Origin of the sequence: Szabonella alba, assembly GCF_016765775.1 — a bacterium.
Lineage (GTDB): Bacteria > Pseudomonadota > Alphaproteobacteria > Rhodobacterales > Rhodobacteraceae > Szabonella > Szabonella alba.
Window position 1 is genome coordinate 374,796 of sequence record NZ_JAESVN010000003.1, and the last position, 24,668, is coordinate 399,463.

General features: G+C 63.0%; 24 protein-coding genes. 13 read left to right on the forward strand and 11 right to left on the reverse strand.

From position 1 onward, the window contains the following. The first annotated feature begins 361 nt into the window (after positions 1-361). Together JL811_RS09485 and JL811_RS09490 are read left to right on the forward strand one after the other, a co-directional pair. On the forward strand, positions 362-790 hold the full coding sequence (locus JL811_RS09485; RefSeq protein ID WP_202688360.1) for a helix-turn-helix domain-containing protein: 429 nt from the start codon (positions 362-364) through the stop codon (positions 788-790). Beyond that, positions 777-1,193: a DUF6941 family protein gene (locus JL811_RS09490; RefSeq protein ID WP_202688361.1), complete on the forward strand. Its 417-nt coding sequence runs from the start codon at positions 777-779 to the stop codon at positions 1,191-1,193. Before JL811_RS09485 ends, JL811_RS09490 begins: the two co-directional genes overlap by 14 nt. On the opposite strand, the gene JL811_RS09495 is transcribed toward JL811_RS09490, so the two are convergent. The 7 genes from JL811_RS09495 to JL811_RS09525 form a co-directional block, all read right to left on the reverse strand. Continuing rightward, positions 1,194-1,454, reverse strand: a complete 261-nt coding sequence (locus JL811_RS09495; RefSeq protein WP_202688362.1) for a hypothetical protein — start codon at positions 1,452-1,454, stop codon at positions 1,194-1,196. Continuing rightward, complete coding sequence (locus tag JL811_RS09500) at positions 1,447-1,791, reverse strand: HNH endonuclease (RefSeq protein ID WP_202688363.1); 345 nt, start codon at positions 1,789-1,791, stop codon at positions 1,447-1,449. The genes JL811_RS09495 and JL811_RS09500 overlap by 8 nt, the downstream gene beginning before the upstream one ends. After that, positions 1,788-2,402 carry a hypothetical protein gene (locus JL811_RS09505; protein WP_202688364.1) on the reverse strand — a complete coding sequence of 205 codons (615 nt, stop codon included), beginning with the start codon at positions 2,400-2,402 and terminating at the stop codon, positions 1,788-1,790. The genes JL811_RS09500 and JL811_RS09505 overlap by 4 nt, the downstream gene beginning before the upstream one ends. Position 2,403: 1 nt before the next feature. Next, a complete protein-coding gene (locus JL811_RS09510) occupies positions 2,404-3,906 on the reverse strand; it encodes a phage major capsid protein (RefSeq protein WP_202688365.1) in 1,503 nt (500 codons plus the stop codon). Continuing rightward, entirely contained in the window at positions 3,903-4,289 is a 387-nt protein-coding gene (locus JL811_RS09515) for a gene transfer agent family protein (RefSeq protein ID WP_202688366.1), read from the reverse strand. Before JL811_RS09515 ends, JL811_RS09510 begins: the two co-directional genes overlap by 4 nt. Next, positions 4,282-5,493, reverse strand: a complete 1,212-nt coding sequence (locus JL811_RS09520; RefSeq protein ID WP_202688367.1) for a phage portal protein — start codon at positions 5,491-5,493, stop codon at positions 4,282-4,284. Before JL811_RS09520 ends, JL811_RS09515 begins: the two co-directional genes overlap by 8 nt. A gap of 75 nt (positions 5,494-5,568) precedes the next feature. Continuing rightward, positions 5,569-7,365, reverse strand: coding sequence for a DUF6538 domain-containing protein (locus JL811_RS09525; RefSeq protein WP_202688368.1), 1,797 nt, complete (start codon positions 7,363-7,365; stop codon positions 5,569-5,571). Between the two features lie 393 nt (positions 7,366-7,758). Between JL811_RS09525 and JL811_RS09530 the strand changes: the two genes are divergently transcribed. The 7 genes from JL811_RS09530 to lexA all read left to right on the forward strand — a co-directional run bounded on the left by JL811_RS09530 (position 7,759) and on the right by lexA (position 13,470). Further along, a complete protein-coding gene (locus tag JL811_RS09530; protein WP_202688369.1) occupies positions 7,759-8,340 on the forward strand; it encodes an anthranilate synthase component II in 582 nt (193 codons plus the stop codon). Beyond that, on the forward strand, positions 8,337-9,350 hold the full coding sequence (gene trpD / locus JL811_RS09535; protein ID WP_202688370.1) for an anthranilate phosphoribosyltransferase: 1,014 nt from the start codon (positions 8,337-8,339) through the stop codon (positions 9,348-9,350). Before JL811_RS09530 ends, trpD begins: the two co-directional genes overlap by 4 nt. Then, positions 9,350-9,994: a uracil-DNA glycosylase gene (locus JL811_RS09540; protein WP_202688371.1), complete on the forward strand. Its 645-nt coding sequence runs from the start codon at positions 9,350-9,352 to the stop codon at positions 9,992-9,994. The genes trpD and JL811_RS09540 overlap by 1 nt, the downstream gene beginning before the upstream one ends. A gap of 105 nt (positions 9,995-10,099) precedes the next feature. Continuing rightward, the gene (gene trpC / locus JL811_RS09545; RefSeq protein ID WP_202688372.1) at positions 10,100-10,915 is read left to right on the forward strand and encodes an indole-3-glycerol phosphate synthase TrpC; all 816 of its coding nucleotides are present in this window, start codon (positions 10,100-10,102) and stop codon (positions 10,913-10,915) included. Beyond that, on the forward strand, positions 10,915-11,421 hold the full coding sequence (gene moaC / locus JL811_RS09550) for a cyclic pyranopterin monophosphate synthase MoaC (protein WP_202688373.1): 507 nt from the start codon (positions 10,915-10,917) through the stop codon (positions 11,419-11,421). Before trpC ends, moaC begins: the two co-directional genes overlap by 1 nt. Next, a complete protein-coding gene (locus tag JL811_RS09555) occupies positions 11,418-12,599 on the forward strand; it encodes a molybdopterin molybdotransferase MoeA (RefSeq protein ID WP_202688374.1) in 1,182 nt (393 codons plus the stop codon). Before moaC ends, JL811_RS09555 begins: the two co-directional genes overlap by 4 nt. A 148-nt stretch (positions 12,600-12,747) precedes the next feature. Continuing rightward, entirely contained in the window at positions 12,748-13,470 is a 723-nt protein-coding gene (lexA, locus tag JL811_RS09560; protein WP_202688375.1) for a transcriptional repressor LexA, read from the forward strand. Between the two features lie 238 nt (positions 13,471-13,708). Here the strand turns inward: lexA and JL811_RS09565 are convergent, their stop codons facing one another. Beyond that, a complete protein-coding gene (locus JL811_RS09565; RefSeq protein ID WP_202688526.1) occupies positions 13,709-15,820 on the reverse strand; it encodes a ComEC/Rec2 family competence protein in 2,112 nt (703 codons plus the stop codon). Between the two features lie 175 nt (positions 15,821-15,995). On the opposite strand from JL811_RS09565, the gene gltX reads away from it, so the two are divergent. The 3 genes from gltX to JL811_RS09580 all read left to right on the forward strand — a co-directional run bounded on the left by gltX (position 15,996) and on the right by JL811_RS09580 (position 19,362). Next, on the forward strand, positions 15,996-17,402 hold the full coding sequence (gene gltX, locus JL811_RS09570) for a glutamate--tRNA ligase (protein WP_202688376.1): 1,407 nt from the start codon (positions 15,996-15,998) through the stop codon (positions 17,400-17,402). A gap of 113 nt (positions 17,403-17,515) precedes the next feature. Continuing rightward, positions 17,516-18,811: a citrate synthase gene (gltA, locus tag JL811_RS09575; RefSeq protein WP_202688377.1), complete on the forward strand. Its 1,296-nt coding sequence runs from the start codon at positions 17,516-17,518 to the stop codon at positions 18,809-18,811. Positions 18,812-18,879: 68 nt separating this feature from the next. Further along, a complete protein-coding gene (locus JL811_RS09580) occupies positions 18,880-19,362 on the forward strand; it encodes a PaaI family thioesterase (protein ID WP_202688378.1) in 483 nt (160 codons plus the stop codon). Positions 19,363-19,378: 16 nt separating this feature from the next. Here the strand turns inward: JL811_RS09580 and JL811_RS09585 are convergent, their stop codons facing one another. The 3 genes from JL811_RS09585 to JL811_RS09595 all read right to left on the reverse strand — a co-directional run bounded on the left by JL811_RS09585 (position 19,379) and on the right by JL811_RS09595 (position 23,981). Further along, positions 19,379-20,446 carry a DUF2235 domain-containing protein gene (locus JL811_RS09585; protein WP_420496776.1) on the reverse strand — a complete coding sequence of 356 codons (1,068 nt, stop codon included), beginning with the start codon at positions 20,444-20,446 and terminating at the stop codon, positions 19,379-19,381. Next, positions 20,443-22,737 carry a xanthine dehydrogenase family protein molybdopterin-binding subunit gene (locus JL811_RS09590; protein ID WP_202688380.1) on the reverse strand — a complete coding sequence of 765 codons (2,295 nt, stop codon included), beginning with the start codon at positions 22,735-22,737 and terminating at the stop codon, positions 20,443-20,445. The genes JL811_RS09585 and JL811_RS09590 overlap by 4 nt, the downstream gene beginning before the upstream one ends. A gap of 98 nt (positions 22,738-22,835) precedes the next feature. Next, on the reverse strand, positions 22,836-23,981 hold the full coding sequence (locus JL811_RS09595; protein ID WP_202688381.1) for a type III PLP-dependent enzyme: 1,146 nt from the start codon (positions 23,979-23,981) through the stop codon (positions 22,836-22,838). Positions 23,982-24,203: 222 nt separating this feature from the next. Here JL811_RS09595 and JL811_RS09600 point away from each other — a divergent pair, with 222 nt between their 5' ends. Then, positions 24,204-24,635, forward strand: a complete 432-nt coding sequence (locus JL811_RS09600) for an Lrp/AsnC family transcriptional regulator (protein ID WP_202688382.1) — start codon at positions 24,204-24,206, stop codon at positions 24,633-24,635. The last annotated feature ends 33 nt before the right edge of the window (positions 24,636-24,668 follow it).

Consider the following 24,668-nt stretch of genomic DNA (forward strand, 5'->3'; position numbering starts at 1 on the left):
GCTGAAGATTGGATTCTTGAAAACTTGAAGAATCTTAAGCCGGATGGATTCTTTGATGGAGTTGAGAACCCTCGTGAGCAATTGGCCGATGTATTTCGGCGTGTAATGACAGGAGAGAATGTAAATGCTTTTCCTCCAAAGACACTCTGGAAACAACCAGAATGGTTGCATGAACTCCGGACGGCTGATCTTAGGATATTCGGCTGGTTCTGGCGAAGCACTGACCTAATCGTATCCACAATCCTTCCAAAGTCGGAGTTTAGCGCTAGGCGTGTGACGTATGCGGGCTGCTTGGAAACATGTCGTGCAGACAGGGATGCACTTGACCTTACTCCACCGAAGTTCATCGAAGGTGAAATAAATGACATTCTTGGATTTTGAGATCGATGAAAAGGATCTCGCGTCAGCTAAATTTATTGGCGAAACGAGGCGTGGCCTTGTTTTAGCCCTATTGGAAGCAAAGAAGAATTCACCTGGCGTTTGTCAAGCTGAAATTGCACGAGCAATTGGCATGGATAAGGCCACCTTGTCAAAAGCTCTCAATGGACAAGGCAATATGACACTCCGGACGATAAGTGAGATTGCGTGGGCTTTGGACCTTTTCCCTGTAGTGCACTACTGCCCAATGGAGAATGATGCCATAAAAGGAAATCATAAACGCCAGATAATTTCCGGCGCCCACAGCGCAAACATTCCAACCCACTCTTGGGGTGACCATAAAGGGAAGGAAACTTTTGTAAAAGCACGAAATGCTGTGAGAAACATTAGGCTTGACAATGCCAGCCATTAGAACAGACGCAATTCTATGCGATGGCATCCATCAGGAAGTTAACGGCAAGTTTATCCTTGTTGGCGTGATGGCTGGGGTATTGGAAACCAATGGTCCATTTTTTAAATCTGATTTCTGTCTATATGTTAACTTTCACGGCCTCCCAGAAGGTAAACACAATATTGATCTGAAGTTGACTTCACCAGAGAAAAAGTCCACTCAGACCCAGATTAGCGCTTTCATCCCAGAAGGCGTGATGGGAGCCACACTTCAGATCACGGGAATTCCATTTAACACTGAGCAATCGGGATCGTTTGTTTTGTCGTGGAAGCTTTCTGACTCAAAAAAATGGACTACTCTACTTGAAGTTCCAGTTGAGCTATCTGTCGACATGACTGAAATTAGCGCATTAGATGAATCTTGATTACTGTTTGACATCAGGAAGGAATATTTTTTCTGCTATCCTCTCCACAAGCGCACCCATGTCAACGCCTGCCATCTCACAGACAAGCGCAAGGTCTTCGCTGGGTTCGGTCAGGTAGGCGCGGGCTTCGGTGTATTCCTCTTGCCTGCGGCGCGGTATCTTCCCGCCATCCGAGTCAAGTCGGGCGTCAGATATCACGCGGTATAGCACTTCCTGCCATAGGGCGCGCTCAGGACTGCTGCGGCCCGGATCGTCAAACATCGCGCGCCCGTTCCTGCCGCTGCTTCACGCAGTTATGACAATGGGCGCAGAGGGACTGCAGGTTGTTCCAGTTCAGCACCAGCGCAGCGTCGCCCCTGTGGCGCTTGATATGGTCAACATGTTCAGCCGGTGATCCACAGAAAGCGCAGGCCGGGTGCAGGCGCAGGAACTCGGCCCGCAGGGCTTCCCATTGGCGTGTATAGCCGCGCTGGCGGCTGTTCGGGCGTCTGGCGTCATGGCGACGGTTGCGGGCGCGTGTTGCCTCGATCTGACAGGCGCAGAGGCTTCCGGCAGGCACGATCTCACCACAGGAACACAGGCGGGGCGGTTTGCTCATCCGCGCAGCTTGGACCTCAGCGCCCGCAACTTCTCGCGGTCAAATTCCGGATCAAGCCCTGCGGCAATGTTCGCTTTTCGCTGCGCGTCCTTCGCGGCGGTGTCGGTCGGTTCCACCCCTGCCCTGCGCAACTCGCGGTCGGCCTGCGCTTCAAGCGCGGTGACGATCTCGGACACACTGGCATTCCAGACTTCGGACGGAGGCCAGTGCAGCCAGCTTGTCGCGCGGCTGAACAGTTCGGTGAAAAACTGCGAAAGCGTGATCTCGGGACCGGCAGCCGGTTCAGGGTTTGACGCCTCGCCCTGCGCAGGCAGGAGACAGGCCCACATCAGGGCGAGGCAATCCGCCTGCGCGCTCCGGAGGAAAGCGGCAAGCGGTTCCGTGCCGACATGCGCCAGAAGCCTTTCGGCCTCGGCCATGTCTTTCGCGGCGGCACGAATGACGGTGTAGGTTGCCGAAAGGCTCTGCCCGGCGATCTGATCGAACAGACCTGCAAAGCCTTCCGGCGTGTTTTCCAGCGCGACCGCAGCCCGCAGGGACGCCCGCAGCGTCACGGTGTAGTCACCATGGCGCAGCAGGACTTCCGAAGCGGGCCGGATCGTGCCGGGCATGTCACGCGCTCATTTTCAGCTTGCGGAACACATCGGGGCGCACCACACCAGCACCGACACGGCGGCGGGCATGGAAGCGGGCAAGCCCTGTCGTGCGCTGGGTCAGCAGGTCGGGCAGCACGTCCAGCGTCACGCGGTCATAGATGCGATAACCTGCCTTGAAGTCACCGAAGATGATCGGGGTTTCATCCTCGGCAATGTCGGGCATGTCCACCGCTTCCACCACAGGACGCCCGAGGATGGTTTCAGGCTGGCCTGCCTGATAGCTCGGCTGCCACAGGTAATTGCCGTTCCCGTCCTTCATGGTGCGGATCGTCGCAAGCGTGGTGCCGTTCATCACCCAGGAACCCCGGTTCCGATAGGTCGCGGGCATCGCATACATGAGTTGAATCAGCGCATCGGCGGCAAGGGTCGCAACATGCCCGTTGCTCGTTTCCGCGATACCGGCAGCGGTCATAAAGCCGGTCGGTTCAACGGCGGTGCTGCCCTTCACAAAGGCCAGCGCTTCCTTCGCGCCGAAGTCCTCGGCCAGTGCAAGGCGAACCTCGGCCTCGACATTGCCGGAATCTTCCAGCATCCGCAGCGACAGATCAACATGCGTGGCGATTTCCTTCACCGCGATTTCCGACTGGTCAAAGGTCGGTTCCGAGGCGGTGCGGGCAGTCGTTTCACCCACCCAGACCGCATTCGTGATCCCGGTGCGCTTGGGCAGCAGGATTGTATGACTGCCGGTGCTGCGCACGTCAGCGATGGACCGGATCGGGCTAAACTCGACCAGATTGCGGATGAACTCGCCCGAGGTTTCTTCAGGGGCCAGCACATAGGCCGGGGCGTCATTGGCGACGGTCAGGGCCTTCTTGTCAAAGTCACCGCCCTGAAGGAAGGAAACGAAAGCCTTCCGTTCGGTTTCGTCGCCCTGAACAATGGCCGGGGCGGCGGGCCGGTTCGCTTTGGCTTCCAGCTTATCCAGCCGCGACAGCATCGCGTTGAAAGCCTTCGTGTCGATTTCCGGCGCATTGGCCGGGGTCTTGGGGTCGTCATTCTCCACAGGGGGTTCCTCACTCGTTACAGATTTCAAAGAGGTGATCCGCGCGCCCGGATGTGCCGGGACCGCAACAATGCTGATTTCATGCAGCGCAAGGGCGCTGATCGTGCGCCCCTTGCCATGGCGCTTTGCGCCTTTCGTCACGAAACCGATGGACAGGCCCGAGACAGCCCCGGCCCTGACCATGGCGCGGACCTCGCGGGCGCGTTCCACATCATCCACCAGAAGCCGCCCCTTCACGGTCAGCCCGCTATCGGTTTCGGCAATCTCATCCCAAACGCCGATTACCTGTGTCGGATCATGGGAAAAAAGCATGGGCAATGTCTCGGGGCGGTCAAATGCGCCCTTCTCGATCACATCACCCACGCGGTCAGGCGAACCGAAGGGCCATGCGGTGCCGGTGATCTCGCCCGCATCCGAGACGGTCAGGGATGCCTTGACCTCAAGCCGATCGGTCATGCTGCCACCGGCAAGGCAGCGGCGAAGCGTTCGAAGTCTGCGACCGCGTTCTGGTCAATATCGTCGGGCGTTTCGGTCTTGCCGGTCCAGCGCGCGGCCATGATCTCAAAGGACAGCCCCAGCACCTCGGCCAGCGGGCGGTTCACGCCGTAAGCATCGCAAAGGCGCTTCGCCTGTTCGGGGTTCATACCCCCACCGATCAGGCCAAGCCGGATGATCTCGCGCAGATACTCGGCAGGATAGGCCAGATTCAGCATCTGGAAATACAGCGCACCGACGCCAAGGCCGGTGATCCTTTCCAGTTCGGTCAGCATCGGATCGGTCAGGCAGAAGGAATATTCGGCATCGCCAAAAAAGGCGCGGTGCGTGATCGTGTCATTCATTCGGGGTTTCCTCGGGTTCAGGCGCAGGGGCATCTGCGCCGGTCGTGGTGAAGGGGTTCTGTAGGGCGTCACCCTCGGCCATCGGCGGCAGGTTCAGACCGGAACGGACTTCATTCGCGGTCATGACGCCCATGGCCCGATACTGACTGTAGGCGGTTGCACGGGCGGCGAACTCGACCGACAGAAGGTCATCCGGCGTGGCCTCGATATAAAAGGCGGCGCGTTCCTCGGGGGTCAGCAGGACGCGGGAATAGGCAGCCTGCCAGCGGGCAATCCATGGGCGCAGGGTGCCGGTCAGAAAATCGCGGTGCGACTGTTCAAAGTTGCTCCAAGTGCCCCGCGACAGTTCATAAAGCAGCGCAGGGGGCACGTTGAAGGCGCGGGCGATCTCGCGGACCTGTTCGCGCCGGACCTCGGAAAACTCGGCATCGGCCAGCTTTACGGCGATCTCTTTGAAGTCCATGCCTTCATCAAGAATTGCGGTCGATCCTGACTGTTCCCCGCCATGCGACTGAAACCAGCTTGCGGCCAGCTTCTTTGAGGTTTCGGCTTCCAGCTTGTTCGGATGCAGGATCACGCCCGAGGGGCGGCCCCCATTGCGAAAGAACCCGGCAAGGTGGCCCTCGGCAGCCAAGGCCAGCCCGACAGCTTCACGCGCAAGGGTGATCGGTGACACGCCCCGCAGCGCCTGAATGTGCAAAACGTCATGATGCGCAAGGATCGTGCTGCGGCCATCGATCAGCCGGACGCGGTAGGATGGTTCGCTGTAGGCATCATATTCAATGGCGACCGCGCCGGGGTCCATCCGGTGCAGTTCAACCGGCTTGCCCTCGGCATTGCGCACCACCTGCGCGAAGCCGTGTCCAGTCAGCAGGGCATCGGCGGTCAGCAGTTCGCGCAGTTCCTCGGCGCTGGTCCAGTCGTTCGCCCAGTCATGCACCAGCCCATAGGACGGATGCGCCTTCGCGGCGTCCTTCCCTTCTGTGTAGGTCTTGAAAGGCAGCGTTGCGACGGATTCCGCGATCAGGGAAACAGCCCTGCGAACAGCAGGAACGCGCATCGCAGTTTGTGCAGTGATGGAAACGCCCGAGGCGGCAGGGGTCGCTGCGAACAGCGCATACGCCTCGGGCGAAGAAAGGGGGAAACCCTTCTGTTCGGATGCGCCCCGCCCGACAAAGCGGGCGAGGCTGGACAGGATACCCATAAGGAACTCGTTACTGACTACGGTATCATAATACCACAGTCAGGAATCCGCCCACAAGGGAAATGTTATGTTATATCACAAAAGATGATCCAGACTCAGACCGGGATAGGCAATGGCGTTCACCAGTTCCACGCGCTGTTCCAGCATCCCTTGGGGCATGATGCCATATTTGCCCGTCATGCTAGGTTCAGCATGTCCAAGGATGAAGCCGAATTGCTGATCCAAGAAACCACCCCGGCGCAAGGCGTCGGTTGCACCATGGCGGAAGGAATAGAGGCTAAGGCCCCTGCCCTCTTTCAAGCCGATCTTGGTCATGTAGCGCCCGAACTCGCGCGATACATCGGCCATCATCTGCCCGCGCGAATTGCGCACCGCACCGGGGAACAGCGAAGCCCCGCCCGCTTTCACCCGGCCCGCGTGGTAATCAATGAAGCCTAGCCGGATCAGTTCCGGGTGAACCGGCACCACGCGCATTGAACCGGCTGTCTTCACAGACTTTCCTTCGTCGGTTTCATCGCCTTCGGTCGTGATGTGCATGATCCAATGCCCATGCTGTTGCCGAACATCGTTCACCGCAAGCTGGCCGATCTCGCCGGGGCGGGCACCAGAGAACAGCATGATCAGCGGAACCCAAAAACGGTGATCTCTAATCAGAACATCACCCGGCTTGGCGACATTGCGCCATTCGTCGGCACTCTTGCAGCCCGCGAACCAAGGCGAGTTGAACAGCTTAGTCAGTTGTTCGGTCTTGAAGGGCAAGGTCGGGGCCTTGGCCTTTTTATTCAACATCAGCCCCTCGGTCGGGTTGCTGGTGATGTAGCCTTGATCAACCGCCCATGACAGGAAAGCCCCAAGACTGGATAAGTAGCGGTTCACCGTGCGGTCAGCCAGCACCGGCTTCCCCACTTTCTCGTTCGCCTTAATGATCTGATGAATGTTCATCCCGGCGAAGGCTTTGGTTTCGGTGGCCTTCACCGGATACATGATCAGAAGTTGCTTCCATGTGCGAACCTCGACCTTCGTAATCTTGGCGATAGGAAAGCTGGCACCGACAACATCAAGAAAGGTGCCAATGTCGCGCCGGGATTGGTCAAGCCGATCCTTCGCCACACCGTTCTTGTTTTCGCGGGCGAAGATTTCAAAGATTTCCATGATCGTTTCGCCGGGCTTCGCGACCTCGCGGCGGGTGCCCGTGGCAGGCTTCACCAGCGGGTCACTCGGCTGCCCGGTGTAATCGCCCCGGTCGCGTTCCCTACTGCGCTGTAGCGCCTCGACCTCGGCCCGCATCATGTGACGGGCAAGGCTAATCCAGTCAGGCGTTCCACGCTGCACCAGCAAGCGGTTTTTCTCCAGATAGTCGTCAACCTCATGCGCGATCAGCGGAGTCTCACCTTTCGCAAGGTGTTTGCGAAGTTCAGCCTGCTTCACCTTGCGGAACTCTGCGCTGATCTCGCCCGCCTTCTGCGTCACTTGCAGGTCAAGGGTCGCGTCAAGGATCGTCAAAGGATCAGTGCCGGTGATCTCGCCCCGATCCACCCTTGCATGAAGTTCGGCGGTTTCGGCCTCTATCTCGGCTGCGCCCGGCAGTCCTGCGCGCGCACTGTCGTCGCGATCCAAAGTCGCGGTGTAGTGATCCCAGACCGCGTTTTCCCGGTCGGCAGGCATCAAGTCGCGACGGGCGCGCAGGTCGTCAAACTGAAGCTGCCAGTTCGCTAGGACCGGATGCAGGCGGCGCTTGGCTTCGGCTTCATCCTTGGTTTTCAGCGACTGCTTCAAGGTCGGTTTTTTCAGCACCGGCACCAGATCAAGAGGAACGTCAATCCGGGCGTAATAGACCGAACCACGACGCCAAAGGTATGAGATACGGGCCACGAAAACCTCCAAAAATCGGCACTCCGGACCACGATTCCGGAACACCCGTCCGGAACACTTTTGCGTTGAAAATCTATTGTTTGTCAATTACATATAAGAAAATAAGGGCTTAGAAAAAACTGTAATAATGTCCTGGCGCCCCAGCCAATCGTATTTTTCCTGACATCGTTACAGAAGATCGGCGAATTCTGCACCGGTCGCGATATCGCAACCTCCAGAACCTCCCAATCGCGAACGGTTGCCCTGCCGGGGCAGATCGGCGATAAGCGGGTGACGTTCCTCGGGGCCGAAACCGGCCCGGCGCGACGGCGGCATGACCTGCCGGAATCGCGGCGGGCAACCCGGCAGACGACCACGGAAGGAACCCAAGGAACAGAATGGGTTACGACCGATATGCTGCTGCTGATCGATAATTATGACAGTTTCACCTATAACCTTGTCCATTATTTCGGCGAATTGGGCGCCGATATCCGGGTGGAACGCAATGACGCGCTGGATGTGCAGGCGGCGATGGCGCTGCGGCCTTCTGCAATCGTGCTGTCCCCCGGCCCCTGTGACCCCGATCAGGCCGGGATCTGCCTGCCGCTGACACTGGCGGCGGTCGAGGCAGGGATCCCGCTTCTGGGCGTTTGCCTTGGTCATCAGACCATCGGTCAGGCCTTTGGCGGCCGCGTCGTGCGCTGTCATGAAATCGTGCATGGCAAGATGGGCGCGATGCAGCATGAGGGCAAAGGCGTCTTTGCGGGTCTGCCCTCCCCCTTCCTTGCGACGCGCTATCATTCATTGATCGTCGAACGCGACAGTCTGCCGGATTGTCTTGAAGTGACCGCCAGCCTTGCCGATGGCACGATCATGGGGCTGCGGCATCGTGAAAAGCCGGTTGAGGGCGTGCAGTTCCACCCCGAAAGCATCGCCTCGGAACATGGGCATCAGATCCTGCGCAATTTCCTGAATCTGGCGAGGGTTGCGGCATGAGCGGTGATCTGAAACCGCTGATCGGGCTGGCCGCCGACCGCGCCTTAAGCCGGACCGAGGCCGAAACCGCCTTTACTGCCCTTTTTGAAGGGGAGGCCACGCCTGCCCAGATGGGCGGTTTCCTGATGGCGCTGCGCACGCGCGGCGAAACGGTGGATGAAATCGCCGCCGCCGCCGCCGTGATGCGCGCGAAATGCAATCCGGTGACGGCGCCTGCGGGCGCGATGGATATTGTCGGCACCGGCGGCGATGGCAAGGGCACGCTGAATATCTCGACCGCGACGGCCTTTGTCGTCGCCGGGGCGGGTGTGGTGGTGGCCAAACATGGCAATCGCAACCTGTCCTCGAAATCGGGCGCGGCGGATGCTCTGACCGAACTGGGGCTGAATGTCATGGTCGGCCCCTCGGTGGTGGAGCGCTGTCTGGATCAGGCGGGTATCGGCTTCATGATGGCGCCGATGCACCATCCTGCAACCCGCCATGTCGCACCGGTGCGGCTGGAACTGGGCACAAGAACGCTGTTCAACGTGCTGGGACCGCTGACAAATCCCGCCGGGGTGAAGCGGCAGCTTTCGGGGGCGTTTTCCGCAACCCTGATCCGGCCCATGGCCGAGGTGCTGCGCGCGCTCGGGTCCGAGGCGGCATGGCTTGTTCATGGGTCCGACGGGACCGATGAGATCACCATTGCCGGGACGACACAGGTGGCCGCCCTTGAAAACGGCACAGTGCGCGAGTTTGAGGTCCATCCCGAGGAAGCGGGCCTGCCCGTCCATCCGTTCGAGGCGATCCTTGGCGGCACACCTGCCGAGAATGCACAGGCCTTCCGCGCGCTGCTGGACGGCGCGCCCGGGGCCTACCGCGATGCGGTGCTGCTGAACGCGGCTGCAGCCCTGCTGGTGGCGGGCAAGGCGGGCGACCTGAAGGAAGGTGCGGCCATGGCGCGCAGCAGTATCGACAGCGGTGCCGCGCGGGCCAAGGTGGCCGCACTGGCCAAGCTGACCAACGCCTGATGTGGCCCGACATTCCTGCAAGCTGGGCGGATCTGCCATTTTTCCAGAATGACTGGAACAGGTTGCAGGCCGAACTTGATGCAGAAAGCGGCTGGCAGCCCCCGCGCGATCAGGTCTTTCGCGCCCTGCACCTGACCCCGCGTGATCGGGTGCGCGTGGTTATATTGGGACAGGATCCCTATCACACAGCGGGCCGGGCGACGGGGCTTGCCTTTTCCTTCCCGCCCGGCACGCCGCCGCGCGACAGCCTGAAGAACATCCTGACCGAACTGGAAACCGATCTGGGCATCCCCCGCGTCTCGGGCGATCTGTCCGGATGGGCGGAACAGGGGGTGCTTTTGCTCAATACCGTGCTGACCGTGCCCGTCGGGCGCGCCCATGGCCATAAACGGCGGGGATGGGAGCGGCTGGTGTCGCAGGTTCTGGCGGCGGTGGCGGGCGACGGGCCGCGCGCCTTTCTGCTTTGGGGCGGGCCTGCGCAGAAACTGTGCCGCACCCTGCCGCGTGACGGCCATCTGTTTCTGGAAACCGCGCATCCCTCACCGCTGTCGGTCTATCGCGGCTTTTACGGCTCGCGTCCCTTTTCCGCCGTCAATGACTGGCTGGCCGGACAGGGGGAACGCCCCATCGACTGGGCGCGTTGACGGGATATGCGGGCGCGGCAAGCCGGGCCCATCTTGCGAAGGGCTGGCCAGCGCGCCGGTTTCGCCCTAAGCAAAGTCAAATCCCCCTGAAGGACGTTTTCCGCCATGGCCACCATCCTCGACAAGATCAAAGCCTATAAGCTGGAGGAGGTCGCGGCCCGCAAGGCCGCCCGACCGCTCAGCGATCTGGAGGACGCCGCCCACGAGGCGCCAGCGCCGCGTGGCTTTGCCCAGGCGCTGAAATCGGCAGCGCAACAGGGGTATGGGCTGATTGCGGAAATCAAGAAGGCCAGCCCCTCCAAGGGCCTGATCCGCGCCGATTTCGACCCGCCCGCGCTTGCCCGCGCCTATGAGGCGGGCGGCGCCACCTGCCTTTCGGTGCTGACCGACGGCCCGTCCTTTCAGGGTGCGGACGAATTTCTGATGCAGGCGCATGAGGCGACCGAACTGCCCTGCCTGCGCAAGGATTTCCTCTATGATCCCTGGCAGGTGACCGAGGCGCGCGCGCTGAATGCCGATTGCATTCTCATCATCATGGCCTCGGTTTCGGACACTCAGGCCGCCGAGCTTGAAGATGCGGCCTTCGCCCTTGGCATGGATGTGCTGATCGAGGTGCATGACCGGGCCGAACTGGACCGCGCCGCGATGCTGAAATCCTCGCTGCTTGGGATCAACAACCGCAACCTGCATTCCTTTGAGGTGACGCTGCAGACCACGCGGGATCTGGCGCGCATGGTGCCCGAGGACCGGCTGATCATCTCGGAATCGGGGCTGTTCACCCCGGCCGATCTTGCCGATGTGGCCCGGTTCGGCGCGCGCTGCTTTCTGATCGGGGAAAGCCTGATGCGGCAGGCGGATGTGACGGCGGCCACCCGCGCCATTCTGGCCCGCCCCGAAATGCCGCCCGGGGGCGGAATGTGATGGCAGGAACGCTGACGCATTTCGACGCGGCGGGCCATGCGCATATGGTCGATGTCTCGGACAAGCCCGTGACCGCGCGGCTGGCGGTGGCCGAGGGGTTCGTGCGCATGACCTCTGAGACGCTGGCGCTCATTTCCGAAGGCCGCGCCAAGAAGGGCGATGTTCTGTCGGTGGCGCGGCTGGCCGCGATCATGGGGGCCAAGAAAACCGCCGATCTGATCCCGCTTTGCCATCCTTTGCCGATCACCAAGGTTGCGGTGGATTTGCGCGCCGATCCCGACCTGCCGGGCATCCGCATCGAGGCGACCGTCAAGACCGGCGGCCAGACCGGGGTTGAGATGGAGGCGCTGACCGCCGTGTCCGTCGCCGCCCTGACCGTCTATGACATGGTCAAGGCCGCCGACAAGGCGATGGAGATCGGCGGCATCCGCCTTTTGCTGAAAGAGGGCGGCAAATCGGGGCGTTATGCGGCGGGATCAGCGCCTGATACGGACCCTGCACCATGATTTCGGTTGATGAGGCGCTTGCCCGGGTTTTCGCGCTCGTCTCTCCCCTGCCGGTGGAAACGGTGCCCCTGAGACAGGCCAATGGCCGGATTCTTGCCGCGCCGGTCACTGCTCTGCGCGATCAGCCGCCCTTTGATGCCTCGGCCATGGATGGTTATGCGATCCATGATGCCGCCCGCCCGGGCCTGTCGCTGCGCGTGATCGGCACGGCTCAGGCGGGCAAGGGGTTTGCAGGCCGTGTCGGACCGGGTGAGGCCGTGCGCATCTTCACCGGTGCGCCGGTCCCCGAAGGCGCAGACCGTGTGGTAATTCAGGAAGATGTGACGGCTGCAGGCGACCGCATCACGCTGAACCCGGGGCTGGATGAAGGCCGCCATATTCGCCCGCGCGGGCAGGATTTCCGGGCCGGGGCCGAGGTCACGCCGCGCCTTTTGCGCCCTGCCGATCTGGCGCTGCTGGCCTCGATGAATATCGCGCGCGTTCCGGTTCATCGCCGCCCCGTCATCGCACTGATCGCGACGGGGGATGAGTTGGTCATGCCGGGTGAGACCCCCGGCCCCGACCAGATCATCACCTCAAACACATTCGCCCTTGCCGCGATGGTCGAGGAGGCAGGCGGCATCGCACGGATGCTGCCCATTGCCCGCGACACCGAGGCCGATCTGCGCATGGTGCTGCGGCTGGCGCTGGACGCCGATCTGGTGGTGACAATCGGCGGAGCTTCGGTCGGGGATCATGACCTTGTGGGACGGGTGGCCGAGGCGATGGGGATGGACCGCGCCTTCTACAAGATCGCGATGCGGCCCGGAAAGCCGCTGATGGCGGGGCTTTTGCAGGGCGTGCCGATGCTGGGCCTGCCGGGCAATCCCGTCTCGGCCATCGTCTGCGCGCATCTGTTCCTGATCCCGGCCCTGCGGCATCTGGCGGGTCAGCCCGCCCAAGCGCCTGCACGGCTGCGCGCGGTTCTGGTCAGCGAGACCGGCCCCGCCGGGCCACGCCGCCACTATATGCGCGCCCGGCTGGAGCCGCAGACGGATGGCCTGCCCCATATCACGCCCTTCGGGCTGCAGGACAGTTCCCTTCTGGGCGTGCTGGGCGGGGCGGATGCCCTGTTGATCCGGCCCGAGGGCGATGGACCACTGCCTGCGGGCAGCGTGGTCGAATACCATCCGATCTGAAGCAGCCGTCCCAGCAGCGCAGTGGCAGGGCTTGACACAAACCGGGAACACGGGCAGAACAGTCAGGCAACCCCGGCAGGCCGAACAGGTGCCGAAAACCGGGAAGGCCCTGCGCGCATCCTGTCGGGGCCCCTTACGGAGGATTGGCATGCTGACCCGCAAGCAACTGGAACTGCTGGATTTCATCCGAAACCGCATGGCGGCGGAAGGCGTGCCCCCCTCGTTTGACGAGATGAAGGAGGCGCTGGATCTGAAATCGAAATCCGGCATCCACCGGCTGATCACTGCGCTGGAAGAACGCGGCTTCATCCGCCGTCTGGCGCATCGTGCCCGCGCGATTGAGATCGTGAAGCTGCCCGAGGCGATGGAACGGGCCGGTTTCGTGCCCGGGGGGGCTGCGGCGGCCGCCTCCGGCTTCACCCCCCGCGTGATCGAGGGCGATCGCCCCGCCCAGCCCAGGGGCGCGCGGCCTGTCGAACCCGTCCATGCGCTGGAACTGCCTGTCATGGGCCGGATCGCCGCCGGTGTGCCGATCGAGGCGATTCAGGAAGTGTCGCATCATATCGCCGTGCCCGGTGCCATGCTGTCGGGCCGGGGCCAGCACTACGCGCTGGAGGTGCGGGGCGATTCGATGATCGAGGCCGGGATCAATGACGGCGATATCGTCGTGATCCGCGAACAGACCACCGCCGAAAATGGTGATATCGTCGTAGCGCTGGTCGAGGATCAGGAGGCAACGCTGAAACGCTTTCGCCGTCGCGACAGCATGATCCTGCTGGAGGCTGCAAATCCCGCCTATGAAACCCGCGTCCTGCCCTCGCATAAGGTGAAGGTTCAGGGGCGTCTGGTCGGGTTGATCCGGTCTTATTGACCAAAGCCGCTGGGGGGATGGGGCCCGGCCTGCCGCTGCGCTTTGCCTTTGGGGGCGTTGCAGGACAGGGTCGCAGGCAGTCCCGCCGCGCGATCCATTCTGACGGGCCTGCCCCTCTGACCATTCGAAACAAGGACCGGTCAATTGGCCCACCATTCCGGGCAGTCGGGATGCTGCGGTGTGAACTGGTAGTTCCGGGGTTTCGGGCCGATGGTTCCGCGGTTTGGTCTTCTCATTTTCAGGGCTGCTTTGGCACATCCTCAAGACCGGCCGCATTCCTCTCGGACGTGATCTCCGGTCCTTTCTCAGCGCGTGGGCGGCTCAGGATCATCGCCGCACTGGCCTTGCCCCCGGTCCAGAGCCTTGCCCGCGCGCGGGCCGGATCCAGCCGCAACCGCCCCCCGCCCAGATCGGTCAGCGAAACCGCGCCCGTTCTGCGCAACAGTCGTGCATCAATCAGCAGGCAGGGGCCGGGCGCGGCATCCCTTGGGGCAAATCCCGCAAGGATCACCAGATCGGCCCCGGCACAGACCGCCTGCAAACGATCCGCCGCCCCCTTCCCCTTGATCTGCACCGCGCGCCATGTGCCAAAGGTGAAGCGGCGTTCGCGCGCCTCACCGTGAAATCCTGGCCGCACTGCCGCATCGTCCTGCAGGGCCATATCACCATCATTCTCAAGCCATTGGCGGACCGCGAAACTGCCGCCCTGGGGCGCGGACAGGCTGCGCCCCTGCGGGGTCATCAGCCCGACGATGCCGCCATCCGAGGTGATCAGCACCTGCGGCCGTTCGGCCCCCGCCCAGATCGCGAAAGCAGCCAGCACCGGCGGCAGCCCCGCCAGCGCCAGCGGCCCACGCCAGAGGATCATCCACAAACCGCCAAGCGCCAGCAGTGGCAGGACAAGCATGCCGGGCTGCGGCACGGGATGGACGGAATGGTCCAGTTCCGCCACCAGCGCCGCAACCCAAAGAATCCACCGCGTGCCCTGTTCCATCACCCACAGGGCCGGGGCCTCAAGCCCGAAAGGGACCAGCAGCCCGGCCAGTGCCGCCGCTGGCATGACCGCCGTCCCCATGACCGGCACCGCCATCAGATTGGCCACGAGACCATAGCTTGACAGGCGGTTGAAATGTGCCGCCCCCACCGGGGCGGTTGCAAGCCCGGCCAGCGTCGAGGACAGGATCAGCGTGAAGACAGGGCGCAGCCAGCGGGGCATGCGCCGCATCCCGGCCCCTGCGCCGCCGCCGCCCTTGCCGCCCGCGTTGCCCGTGCCATAGACCGCCGCAAATCCTGCAACCAGCGCCACTGTCGCGGCAAAGGACATCTGGAAACCGGGCTCCAGCAACGCCTCGGGCTGGATCAGCAGCAGGATCACCGCCGCCAGCGCGACAGATCGCAGCGACAGCGCGCGCCGGTCGAACAGCACCGCCCCCAGCATGACCGACACCATCACATAGGCGCGTTCCGTCGCGACATTGCCGCCCGACAGCGCAAGATAGATCCCCCCCGCCATCAGCGCCACGACCGCCGCGACCTTCTTGACCGGCAGCCGCAGCGCCAGAACCGGCACCGCCGCCAGCGCCAGCCGCGCCCCGCCAAAGAAGATGCCCGCCAGCAGCCCCATATGCAGCCCCGAAATCGCCAGCAGATGCGCAAGGTTTGAGCGCCGCAGATCCTCCAGCACCGCCTGCCCGATCCCGGCCCGGTCCCCGGTCAGAAGGGCCGCTGAAAAGGCCCCCGGCTCTCCGCCGATCCGGGCCTCGACCCCGGCGCGGATCAAGGCGCGCAGCCGGTTGATCCGCTGCTCCCCCGGCGCGGGCGGGGCCCAGATCACCGCCGGAACGCGGGTATAGCCGACGGCACCCAGCCGGTCGAAAAAGGCCATCCGCTGGAAATCAAAGGCGCCGGGCTCTACCGGCCCATCGGGGGGCGACAGATGTGCGGTCATCAGCACGGTCTGGCCCGGTTCGGGGCGCAGGTGCGCCTGATCGCCATGCAGGGACACGCGCACCCGCGCAGGCGTCGCATCGGGTGCCAGATCGGCCAGAATCACCCGGTCCAGCGTCAGGCGCATCCGGTCCGATTGCGCGCGGTCGATCATCACAATCCGCCCCTGCACCGGGCCGTAATAGCGCCCGTCAAGGATGGGGGCGGCCAGCAGATGCGCCCTTGCCCCGGCCGCCATAAACCCAAGCGCCAGACAGAAAAGCGCGATCCCCGGCGCATGCAGCCCTTCCGCCCCCCGCCAGCGCAGCGCAATCCCCGTCAGCAGCACCGCCGCCGCCAGCAGATAGGCCCCGGCCTGCGGCTCGGTCGTCAGGGTGAACCACAACCCCGTCCCCACCGCCATCAGAACCGGCACGAAGGGAAAGAGCCCGCCCCGCACCGGGGCCGAGGCCGCCCGCCACTCTGCCAGCCTTCCGCGCAGCGCCGCCGCAAGGTCGCCCACCTTGTTTCCCGTCCTGCGATTGCCTAGACAAGGCCCGAGCCTATCCCTCCCATGGTTTCCGAAAGGTTAATGCTGCATGTCCGTCCCCCGCCCCGTTGTGACCCGTATCGCCCCCTCGCCGACGGGTTACATGCATATCGGTACGGCCCGGACGGCGCTGTTCAACTGGCTATATGCCCGGGGACGGGGCGGGAAATTCCTGCTGCGCATCGAGGATACCGACCGTGAGCGATCCACGCCCGAGGCGACGGCAGCAATCCTGCGCGGGATGCGCTGGCTGGGGCTGGACTGGGACGATGACGCCGTCAGCCAGTTTGAGCAACGCCACCGTCATGCCGAAGTCGCCCATGAAATGCTGGCGCGGGGGGCCGCCTATAAATGCTTTGCCACGCAGGCCGAGATCGAGGCGTTCCGCGCCGAGGCAGAGGCGGAAAAACGCTCTACCCTCTATCGCAGCCCCTGGCGCGATGCCGACCCCGCCAGCCATCCCGATGCCCCCTATGTAATCCGCATGAAGGCCCCGCGTGAGGGCGAGACGGTGATCGAGGATCGCGTGCAGGGCCGCGTTACCTTCCGCAACGATCAGTTGGATGACATGGTGGTGTTACGATCCGACGGCACACCGACCTATATGCTGGCGGTGGTGGTGGACGATCACGATATGGGGGTGACGCATGTGATCCGGGGGGATGACCACCTGAACAATGCCGCGCGTCAGCAGATGGTCTATGATGCGATGGGATGGGACATCCCGGTCTGGGCGCATATCCCGCTGATCTTTGGCCCGGACGGCAAGAAACTGTCCAAGCGTCACGGGGCCACGGGTGTCGAGGAATATCAGGCCATGGGCTATCCTGCGGCGGGGATGCGCAATTACCTGACCCGGCTGGGCTGGGCGCATGGGAATGAGGAGTTTTTCACCTCGGCGCAGGCGATGGACTGGTTCGATCTGGACGGAATCGGCCGCGCCCCGGCCCGGCTGGATTTCAAGAAGCTGGAAAACCTGTGCGGCCAGCATATCGCCGCCGACGACGATGCTGCACTGCTGCATGAAATTACCGATTATCTGGTGGCGGCCGGGCGTCCTGCCCTGACCCCGGAACAGGCGGAGGGGCTGGGGCGGGCGCTTTACTGCGTCAAGGATCGCGCCAAGACCTTCCCTGAACTTCTTGAAAAGGCTCATTTTGTGCTGACGGCCCGGCCGCTGGAGATTGCGACGGATGCGGGCGAAAGCCTTGATGCGGTATCCCGTGGTATACTGAAGGAATTGACGCCGCGCCTGCAAAATGCTAGCTGGACCAAGGACGCTCTGGAGCCCATCCTGACCGAAACCGCCGCCGCGCATGGCCTTGGCTTCGGCAAGCTGGCAGCCCCCCTGCGTGCCGCCCTTGCCGGCCGTAAAGTGACGCCAAGCGTCTATGACATGATGCTGGTCATCGGGCAGGATGAGACGATTGCACGTCTGAACGACGCCGCCGGGTAAGGATCCGGCCCCGTTCGGGACGTAGCGGAATACCCCCGGAAACGGGGGAGCCTGTGTATTGGTCGCGCCCCTTAGGGGGGCTGCGGCCACCCAACCGAGAGAGGGACCGGACCATGGCAGACTCGACGAAATCCGCGACGTTGAAGCTGGGCGACAAGGAGATCGACTTTCCCGTCTATTCCCCGACCCTTGGCCCCGATGTGGTCGATATCTCCAAGCTTTATGCCCAAGGCGATATCTTCACCTATGACCCGGGCTTCACCTCGACCGCCGCCTGTGAAAGCGCGATCACCTTCATCGATGGCGACAAGGGCGAACTGCTGCATCGGGGCTATCCGATCGAGCAACTGGCCGAACATTCGCATTTTCTGGAACTGTGCTATCTGCTGCTTTACGGCGAACTGCCGAGCGCCAGCCAGATGACCGATTTCGAGACCCGCGTGACGCGGCACACGATGGTGCATGAACAGATGCACAACTTCTTCCGTGGGTTCCGCCGGGACGCGCATCCGATGGCAACCATGGTGGGCGTCGTCGGCGCGATGTCGGCCTTCTATCACGACAGCACTGATATTTCCGACCCCTGGCAGCGTGAAGTGGCCGCGATCCGCATGATCGCGAAACTGCCGACCATCGCCTCCATGGCCTATAAATATTCCATCGGTCAGCCCTTCGTCTATCCGAAGAACACACATTCCTATGCCGGGAATTTCCTGCATATGTGTTTCGCGGTTCCGGCCGAGGATTATGTCGTCGATCCGGTCCTTGAAAAGGCGATGGACCGGATCATGATGCTGCATGCCGATCATGAACAGAACGCCTCCACCTCAACCGTGCGTCTGGCCGGATCGTCGGGCGCGAACCCCTTTGCCTGTATCGCGGCCGGGATCGCCTGTCTTTGGGGTCCGGCGCATGGCGGGGCCAATCAGGCCTGTCTGGAAATGCTGCGCGAAATCGGCACCGTGGACCGCATTCCCGAATTCATCGCCCGCGCCAAGGACAAGGACGATCCCTTCCGCCTGATGGGCTTTGGTCACCGGGTCTACAAGAATTTCGACCCACGCGCCAAGGTGATGAAGGAAAGCGCCGATGAGGTGCTGGCCCTGATGGGGATCCACAACAATCCGACCCTGCAGGTCGCCAAGGAACTGGAGCGGATCGCGCTGGAGGATGACTATTTCATCTCGAAAAAGCTCTATCCCAATGTTGATTTCTATTCGGGCATCATCCTTGACGCGATGGGATTCCCGACCTCGATGTTCACGCCGATCTTTGCGCTGTCGCGCACGGTGGGCTGGATTTCGCAATGGAAAGAGATGATTGCCGACAAGAACCAGCGCATCGGCCGTCCCCGGCAGCTTTACATCGGTGAGGCGCGGCGCGACTACAAGGATCTGTCCGGGCGCTGATACCGGATGCTGCGGCGGCCCCTGGGCCGCCGTTTTTCCTTGGTCGTTTTTCTTTGCAGGAGCGGGTGATGACCCCCGAGAATTTCGTGCAATCGGCAGAAGACGTGCCGGGGCGACAGCTTATCCTGTCCATGTCGGGGCTGGATTACATGCGCGAAATGCTGGCCGGGCGCGTGCCGCATCCGGCGATTGCGGGGCTGTTCGGCTATCGGCTGCGCGAAGTCGACGACGGGCAGGTTACCTTTGAGGCCTTGGCCCGCCTGCCCCATACCAACCCGATGGGGGCGGTGCATGGCGGATGGTATGGCACGCTGCTGGATTCGGCACTTGGCTGCGCGGTGATGACAAAGGTGCCGCAGGGGCGCTGGTATACGACGCTGGAATACAAGGTGAACCTGCTGCGCGCCCTGCCACTGGAGACCCCAGTGCTTGTGACCGGGTTCAGCGAACATGCGGGCCGAACCACAGCCACTGCCAGGGCCGAGATGCGGGGGGCCGGGGATAACCGGCTTTACGCCACAGGCAGCACGACCTGCATCCTATTGGACTGACCTCTCATCCGGGCCTTCATTCGGGATCAACCACGGTAACCGGCCCCTGTTTCGGGCTGAGCGCCGTGGGATGCAGCCGCTCGGACCGGTCGCGCCCGACGATCCTTCGGCGGCGCAGCAGGAACAGCGCCCCCCATCCCCGCCATGTGCCAACCATCGGGGCCGAGGCATCGCAGGGAAAGCGGTCTTTCCAGCCCGGTGGCAGCGCCAGCCCACAGCTTTCCATCCGGTCCAGCATCCAGACCAGCGGAATATGTGACAAGGGCCGCGCCCGGGGCTTCCAGCCGACCTGCCCGCCGATATCGGCATGGGCACCGCGAAACCAGACCTGCTCGACATTGCCATGCCAGTCGGGCGGACAGTCCCACAGCACCGGCTGAAAGGCGACGCGCGTCTCATCCAGCGCCAGCGCATGAAAGCCGTGCCGGATCCCCGACCCCAACTGATGGTTGTGGAACCTGTGATTGCCCTCGGTCAGCATCCACAACAGCGGCAGGCGGATGCCAAGCGCCTTGACCGTATCCCAGACGCCCACCGCCTCGATCGGGGTCCGGGCATGGCAGAACCGGCGGGCAAAGGCGCGGGCCGCCACGCGGTCAGGATCTCGCCGGTAATGGCGAAAGGCCAGCCGCAGGTTGCGTTCGGTCGCGTGATCGCGCTGCAAAAGCCCGATCCGGTCGATCACCCCCGCCAGGGACCGCACCGCATAGGCGCCACGCGAATAGCCAATCAGGAAAATCCGGTCGCCGGGGCGGTAACGACTGGCCAGATAGCCATAGGCCCGCAGAATCTGACGGTTGATACCCCGCCCCTGCGCCACCGCCGCCAGATGGCGCCAGTCCTCAAACTGTACGCCGGGTTCGTAATAGACCGTCCGCTGCCGGTTGCGCCCGCCCTCGGTCAGCAGCTTGAAGGTCAGTCCGGCATTGGTTTCATAGCCCCGGCGCAGGCTGGACATCGTGCCGTCAAGGATGACGACATGATCCACCTGCCCGCGTTGCAGGGCACCGGCAGCGGGCGGCGCCTCGGTGACGACAACCGGGCCAGGCCGGAAATAGGACCAGAGACGTTTGAAAAAGCTCAGCGCCTCGCCTCCGCCCCGGCCTCCGCTTGCGCCGCGAGCAGCCATGACCAGATCCGCTGCGGCGTGAAGGGCATATCGACCCGGGCCACACCCGCGCCCGCCAGCGCATCGGCCACCGCATTCGACACGGCCCCCAGCGATCCGACCGTGCCTGCCTCGCCGCAGCCCTTCATGCCAAGCGGATTGTTGGTCGAAGGCGTGGATTCGGTATCAAACCGGATCGGCGGGAAATCGGCGGCGCGCGGCATGGCGTAATCCATGAAACTCGCCGTCAGAAGCTGCCCCTGCGCGTCATAGACAGCATTTTCCAGAACCGCCTGACCAAAGCCCTGCGCGATACCGCCATGGACCTGTCCTTCCACCAGTTGCGGGGCGATCAGCGTGCCGAAATCATCGGTCACCGTGTAGCGGTCCAGCACCAGCGCGCCGGTTTCGGGGTCAATCTCCACCTCGGCCAGATGCGCGCCATTCGGAAAGGACCGGCCCGGCAGGCGAGTCGTGCGGCTGTGGCGCAAAAGGTCGGTCCGTCCCGCCGCCCGCGCCCGTTCCGCCGCCTCGACAAGCGTGATGCGCAGATTGCTGCCCGGGGCACCGAAGGCCCCGTCGTCAAAATGCGCCCCGGCCCCCAGTTCATCGGCCAGAAAGGCCGCAAAATCCGCGATCATGCCGCCCGACAGCGCGCCGATGGCCATGCCTTGCGTCGTGACCGAACGCGAGCCCCCGGTGCCGCCGCCCTTGTCGATGCGGTCACTGTCGCCCTGCACCACGCGGATCAGATCGGTCGCGATGCCGGTCTGTTCCGACAGCATCCGTGCATAGACCGTTTCATGGCCCTGCCCATTCGACTGCGTACCGACAAAAAGTGACACGCCGCCATCGTCATCAAAACTGACCGCCGCCGTTTCCGACGGATCGCCCAGCACGGTTTCGACATAGCAGGCCAGCCCCATGCCCCGCAGCATTCCCTTCGCCGCCGAGGCCGCCTTGCGCGCGCCATATCCGGCCAGATCGGCATTGACCCGCAGCGCATCCAGCACGCGCTGGAAATCGCCGACATCGACGACCTCGCCATTGACCATCGAATAGGGAAATTCGCGGATGAAATTGCGTTCCCGCAGTTCGAACGGATCGACGCCCAGGGCCCGTGCGGCATAATCCATTGCCCTTTCGATGGTCAGAATCGCCTCGGGCCGGCCCGCGCCGCGATAGGCGTCCAGCGGCACGCTATGGGTATAGATCCCGCAGGCATCCAGCCGCGCCACCTTGATATCGTAAAGCCCGGTCAGCACCTTGGCGAACAGTTCGGACTGGATGATCTGGCCTTCCTGCGAATTGTAAGCGCCCATATTTGACATGACATCAGCATGATAGGCCGTGATCTTCAGATCTTGGTCGAAGCCGATCCTGACCCGCGCCACCAGATCGCGCGCGCCGTTATCGGTCAGCATCGCCTCGGTCCGGTCCGACATCCAGCCCACCGGATGGCCCAGTTGCCGCGCCGCCTGTGCCAGCACCACATATTCGGGATAGGCCATGGCCTTCATGCCGAACCCGCCGCCGACATCGGGATTGGTGACGCGCACCGCCTCGGGATCAAGCGCCAGCATCCGCGCCAGTTCGGCCTTCTGGTTCCACACGCCCTGCCCGTTCACGCACAGATGCAGCCGCCCATCTGCCCATGCCGCCCATGCACCGCGCGGTTCCATCGAATTGACGATAACGCGATTATGTACCACCTCGACCGGCACCACATGGGCCGATGCGGCAAAAGCCGCCTCGACCGCCGCCGCATCGCCCAGACCAAAGCGATAGGCGCGGTTGTCGGGGGCCTCGGGATGCACCACCACCCCGCCGGGGGCGATATCCAGCTTGGCCGTCGCATCCGCATAATCGAATTCGATCAGTTCCAGCGCATCGCGGGCGGCGGAAAGGCTTTCGGCCACCACCATCGCCACCGGTTCCCCGACATGGCGCAGCGCCTTGCGGGCCAGTACGGGGCGTTCCGGGGTCGCCCCCTTGGTACCATCCTCGGCCCGAACGGTCGTGCCCTTCATGCCAAGAATGACACCTGCAGCCTCAAGCCGTTCGGCGGTCAGCACCAGACGCACGCCGGGCGCGGCCTCGGCCTCCGAAACATCCAGCGACAGGATCTGGCCCGCAGCAACCGGGGACCGCAGGAACAGCGCCTGCAGCACCCCTGCGGGCGCGGTATCCTCGACATAGCGGCCCCCGCCGGTCAGAAAGCGGCGATCCTCAAACCGTCCGCCCTGTGCCTTGCCGAAACTGTCCATGCCGCGCCCTCCATTGATCTTGCATTGATTTTGGGCGCAGAGTAGCCCCCCGGCGGGTTTTGTCCAGCCGGGGGAAAGGTCTTCCTGCGGTTGTGTGGTCAGAGTTTCAGCGACAGCACCGTGGCCATGGCCAACTCGCCAAAGCCGTTGAACCTTGTATTGGTCACCGTGGAATAGGCCCCCATGCCGTGGAAAATCAGGAAATCACCCTCGGAAATCCCCGCATCCAGCGCCAGTTCCCCCGGCAGACGGTCGACCGAATCACAGGTCGGGCCAAAGACGATACGATTGGCTGTTTCGCCCTGACGTTTTTCCCCCGTGGCGGTCAGAACCTCGGTCCGGTCGATCACGCCGATCATCGGCAGTTCGGTCAACGACCCATAAACCCCGTCGGTCAGGAAGACATGGGTATCGTCGCGCACGGCCTTGACGCAGGACGCGACCGAAAACGCATCCCCCACCAGCCCGCGGCCGGGTTCACAAATCAGAATCGGGCGCTGTTCACCGAAGGCCTCAGACGCGACGCGGTCAATCGTGGCAAAGATCGCCTCAAGATCCGGGGCCACCGCCGCCAGACGATGCGAGGGGAAGCCACCGCCGACATTCAGACGCGCAATTGTCACGCCCGCATCGCGCGCGATTTCAGCCGCAACGCGGATATAGCTTTCCCAGGCGGCAGGCTCGGTGCATTGCGTGCCGGGATGGAAGGTGATCGAGGGGATGAACCCCGCATCCGCCACGGATTTCAGCAGATCGACCGCCAGTTCCGCCGTTGCCCCGAATTTCGCGCCGAAATTATAGGCAGCCCCCGCCACCGGCAGCTTGAAGCGCACGGTGATCTCGGTGCCTTCGGCGGGCACCAGTTCGATCAGCTTGGCCAGTTCCGAGGCGCTGTCGATGGAATAGGATTTCACGCCCAGTTCCACCGCCACGCCAATCTCGGCCCGGCTGCGGACGGGATTGTTGTAATGCAACGCCGCATCGGGGGCGAGACGGCGGATCAGCCGCATCTCGAAGGGGGATGCCACATCGAAACCGCGCAGACCGGCCGCGACCAGATTTTCGATCACCGCCTCTTCGGGGTTGGATTTCACGGCATAGGTAACCATGCCCGGAAACCCGTCGATGAAACGGCGGGCGGTCGTCTGCAGAACCGAAGGCGCAAAGAACAGAACCGGGTTTTCCGGCTGCACATTGCGCAGATATTCGGTCGGGTTGGTCCAGATTGTTTTCGAGAGTCCCATCGGCGTCGTCCTTTCCGAGCCCGAGACGCAAGCTTCAGGCCCTGCCCGGGTTGCGGGCGGGTCGTGGGCACCTGCGCGGTTTATCCAAAACCAGGCCAGGTGCGTATGAGCCGCCCTTTTCCTGAAAACAAGGATGCCGTAAATGGGGCACATAATCACCGATCAAAATAGGTGAATCGCATCGCATCTTCGTCACAATGACGAAAAAGGAAGGCAAACTGCATGGATGACCTCGATCGCAACATCCTCGGCCTTCTGGGGGCGGATGCCCGCATGTCGGTTGCGGTACTGGCGCGGCGGCTGAAGGTCGCGCGCTCGACCATTCAGGCGCGGCTGGAACGGCTGGAAACCACCGGCATCATCGCGGGTTATACCGTGAAACTGGGAGAGGCCGGGCGTCAGGGACGGTTGCGCGCCTCGGTTCTGATCACGATTGAACCGCGCGCGCAGGCCGCTATCCTGACGCGTCTCAAATCCGTGGCCGAGGTGGAGCGGGTCTTTACCACCTCGGGGCGGTTCGATCTGCTGTTGCAGATCTCGGCCCCGAACACGCAGGTTCTGGATCAGGTTCTGGATGAGATCGGCGCAATGACCGGGGTGCGCAGCTCGGAAAGCCTGATCCATCTGTCGACCAAGATCGACCGCGCGATCTGATCCGCCGCTTTCGCCCCCGCGCGGCGCTTTCCC

Bases quoted from the DNA above. Each gene is read 5' to 3' on its own strand.
- JL811_RS09485 (WP_202688360.1), top strand. From the start codon at position 362: ATGACATTCTTGGATTTTGAGATCGATGAAAAGGATCTCGCGTCAGCT.
- JL811_RS09490 (WP_202688361.1), top strand. From the start codon at position 777: ATGCCAGCCATTAGAACAGACGCAATTCTATGCGATGGCATCCATCAG.
- JL811_RS09495 (WP_202688362.1), bottom strand. From the start codon at position 1,454: ATGTTTGACGATCCGGGCCGCAGCAGTCCTGAGCGCGCCCTATGGCAG.
- JL811_RS09500 (WP_202688363.1), bottom strand. From the start codon at position 1,791: ATGAGCAAACCGCCCCGCCTGTGTTCCTGTGGTGAGATCGTGCCTGCC.
- JL811_RS09505 (WP_202688364.1), bottom strand. From the start codon at position 2,402: ATGCCCGGCACGATCCGGCCCGCTTCGGAAGTCCTGCTGCGCCATGGT.
- JL811_RS09510 (WP_202688365.1), bottom strand. From the start codon at position 3,906: ATGACCGATCGGCTTGAGGTCAAGGCATCCCTGACCGTCTCGGATGCG.
- JL811_RS09515 (WP_202688366.1), bottom strand. From the start codon at position 4,289: ATGAATGACACGATCACGCACCGCGCCTTTTTTGGCGATGCCGAATAT.
- JL811_RS09520 (WP_202688367.1), bottom strand. From the start codon at position 5,493: ATGGGTATCCTGTCCAGCCTCGCCCGCTTTGTCGGGCGGGGCGCATCC.
- JL811_RS09530 (WP_202688369.1), top strand. From the start codon at position 7,759: ATGCTGCTGCTGATCGATAATTATGACAGTTTCACCTATAACCTTGTC.
- trpD (WP_202688370.1), top strand. From the start codon at position 8,337: ATGAGCGGTGATCTGAAACCGCTGATCGGGCTGGCCGCCGACCGCGCC.
- JL811_RS09540 (WP_202688371.1), top strand. From the start codon at position 9,350: ATGTGGCCCGACATTCCTGCAAGCTGGGCGGATCTGCCATTTTTCCAG.
- trpC (WP_202688372.1), top strand. From the start codon at position 10,100: ATGGCCACCATCCTCGACAAGATCAAAGCCTATAAGCTGGAGGAGGTC.
- moaC (WP_202688373.1), top strand. From the start codon at position 10,915: ATGGCAGGAACGCTGACGCATTTCGACGCGGCGGGCCATGCGCATATG.
- JL811_RS09555 (WP_202688374.1), top strand. From the start codon at position 11,418: ATGATTTCGGTTGATGAGGCGCTTGCCCGGGTTTTCGCGCTCGTCTCT.
- lexA (WP_202688375.1), top strand. From the start codon at position 12,748: ATGCTGACCCGCAAGCAACTGGAACTGCTGGATTTCATCCGAAACCGC.
- JL811_RS09565 (WP_202688526.1), bottom strand. From the start codon at position 15,820: ATGGCGGTGGGGACGGGGTTGTGGTTCACCCTGACGACCGAGCCGCAG.
- gltX (WP_202688376.1), top strand. From the start codon at position 15,996: ATGTCCGTCCCCCGCCCCGTTGTGACCCGTATCGCCCCCTCGCCGACG.
- gltA (WP_202688377.1), top strand. From the start codon at position 17,516: ATGGCAGACTCGACGAAATCCGCGACGTTGAAGCTGGGCGACAAGGAG.
- JL811_RS09580 (WP_202688378.1), top strand. From the start codon at position 18,880: ATGACCCCCGAGAATTTCGTGCAATCGGCAGAAGACGTGCCGGGGCGA.
- JL811_RS09590 (WP_202688380.1), bottom strand. From the start codon at position 22,737: ATGGACAGTTTCGGCAAGGCACAGGGCGGACGGTTTGAGGATCGCCGC.
- JL811_RS09595 (WP_202688381.1), bottom strand. From the start codon at position 23,981: ATGGGACTCTCGAAAACAATCTGGACCAACCCGACCGAATATCTGCGC.
- JL811_RS09600 (WP_202688382.1), top strand. From the start codon at position 24,204: ATGGATGACCTCGATCGCAACATCCTCGGCCTTCTGGGGGCGGATGCC.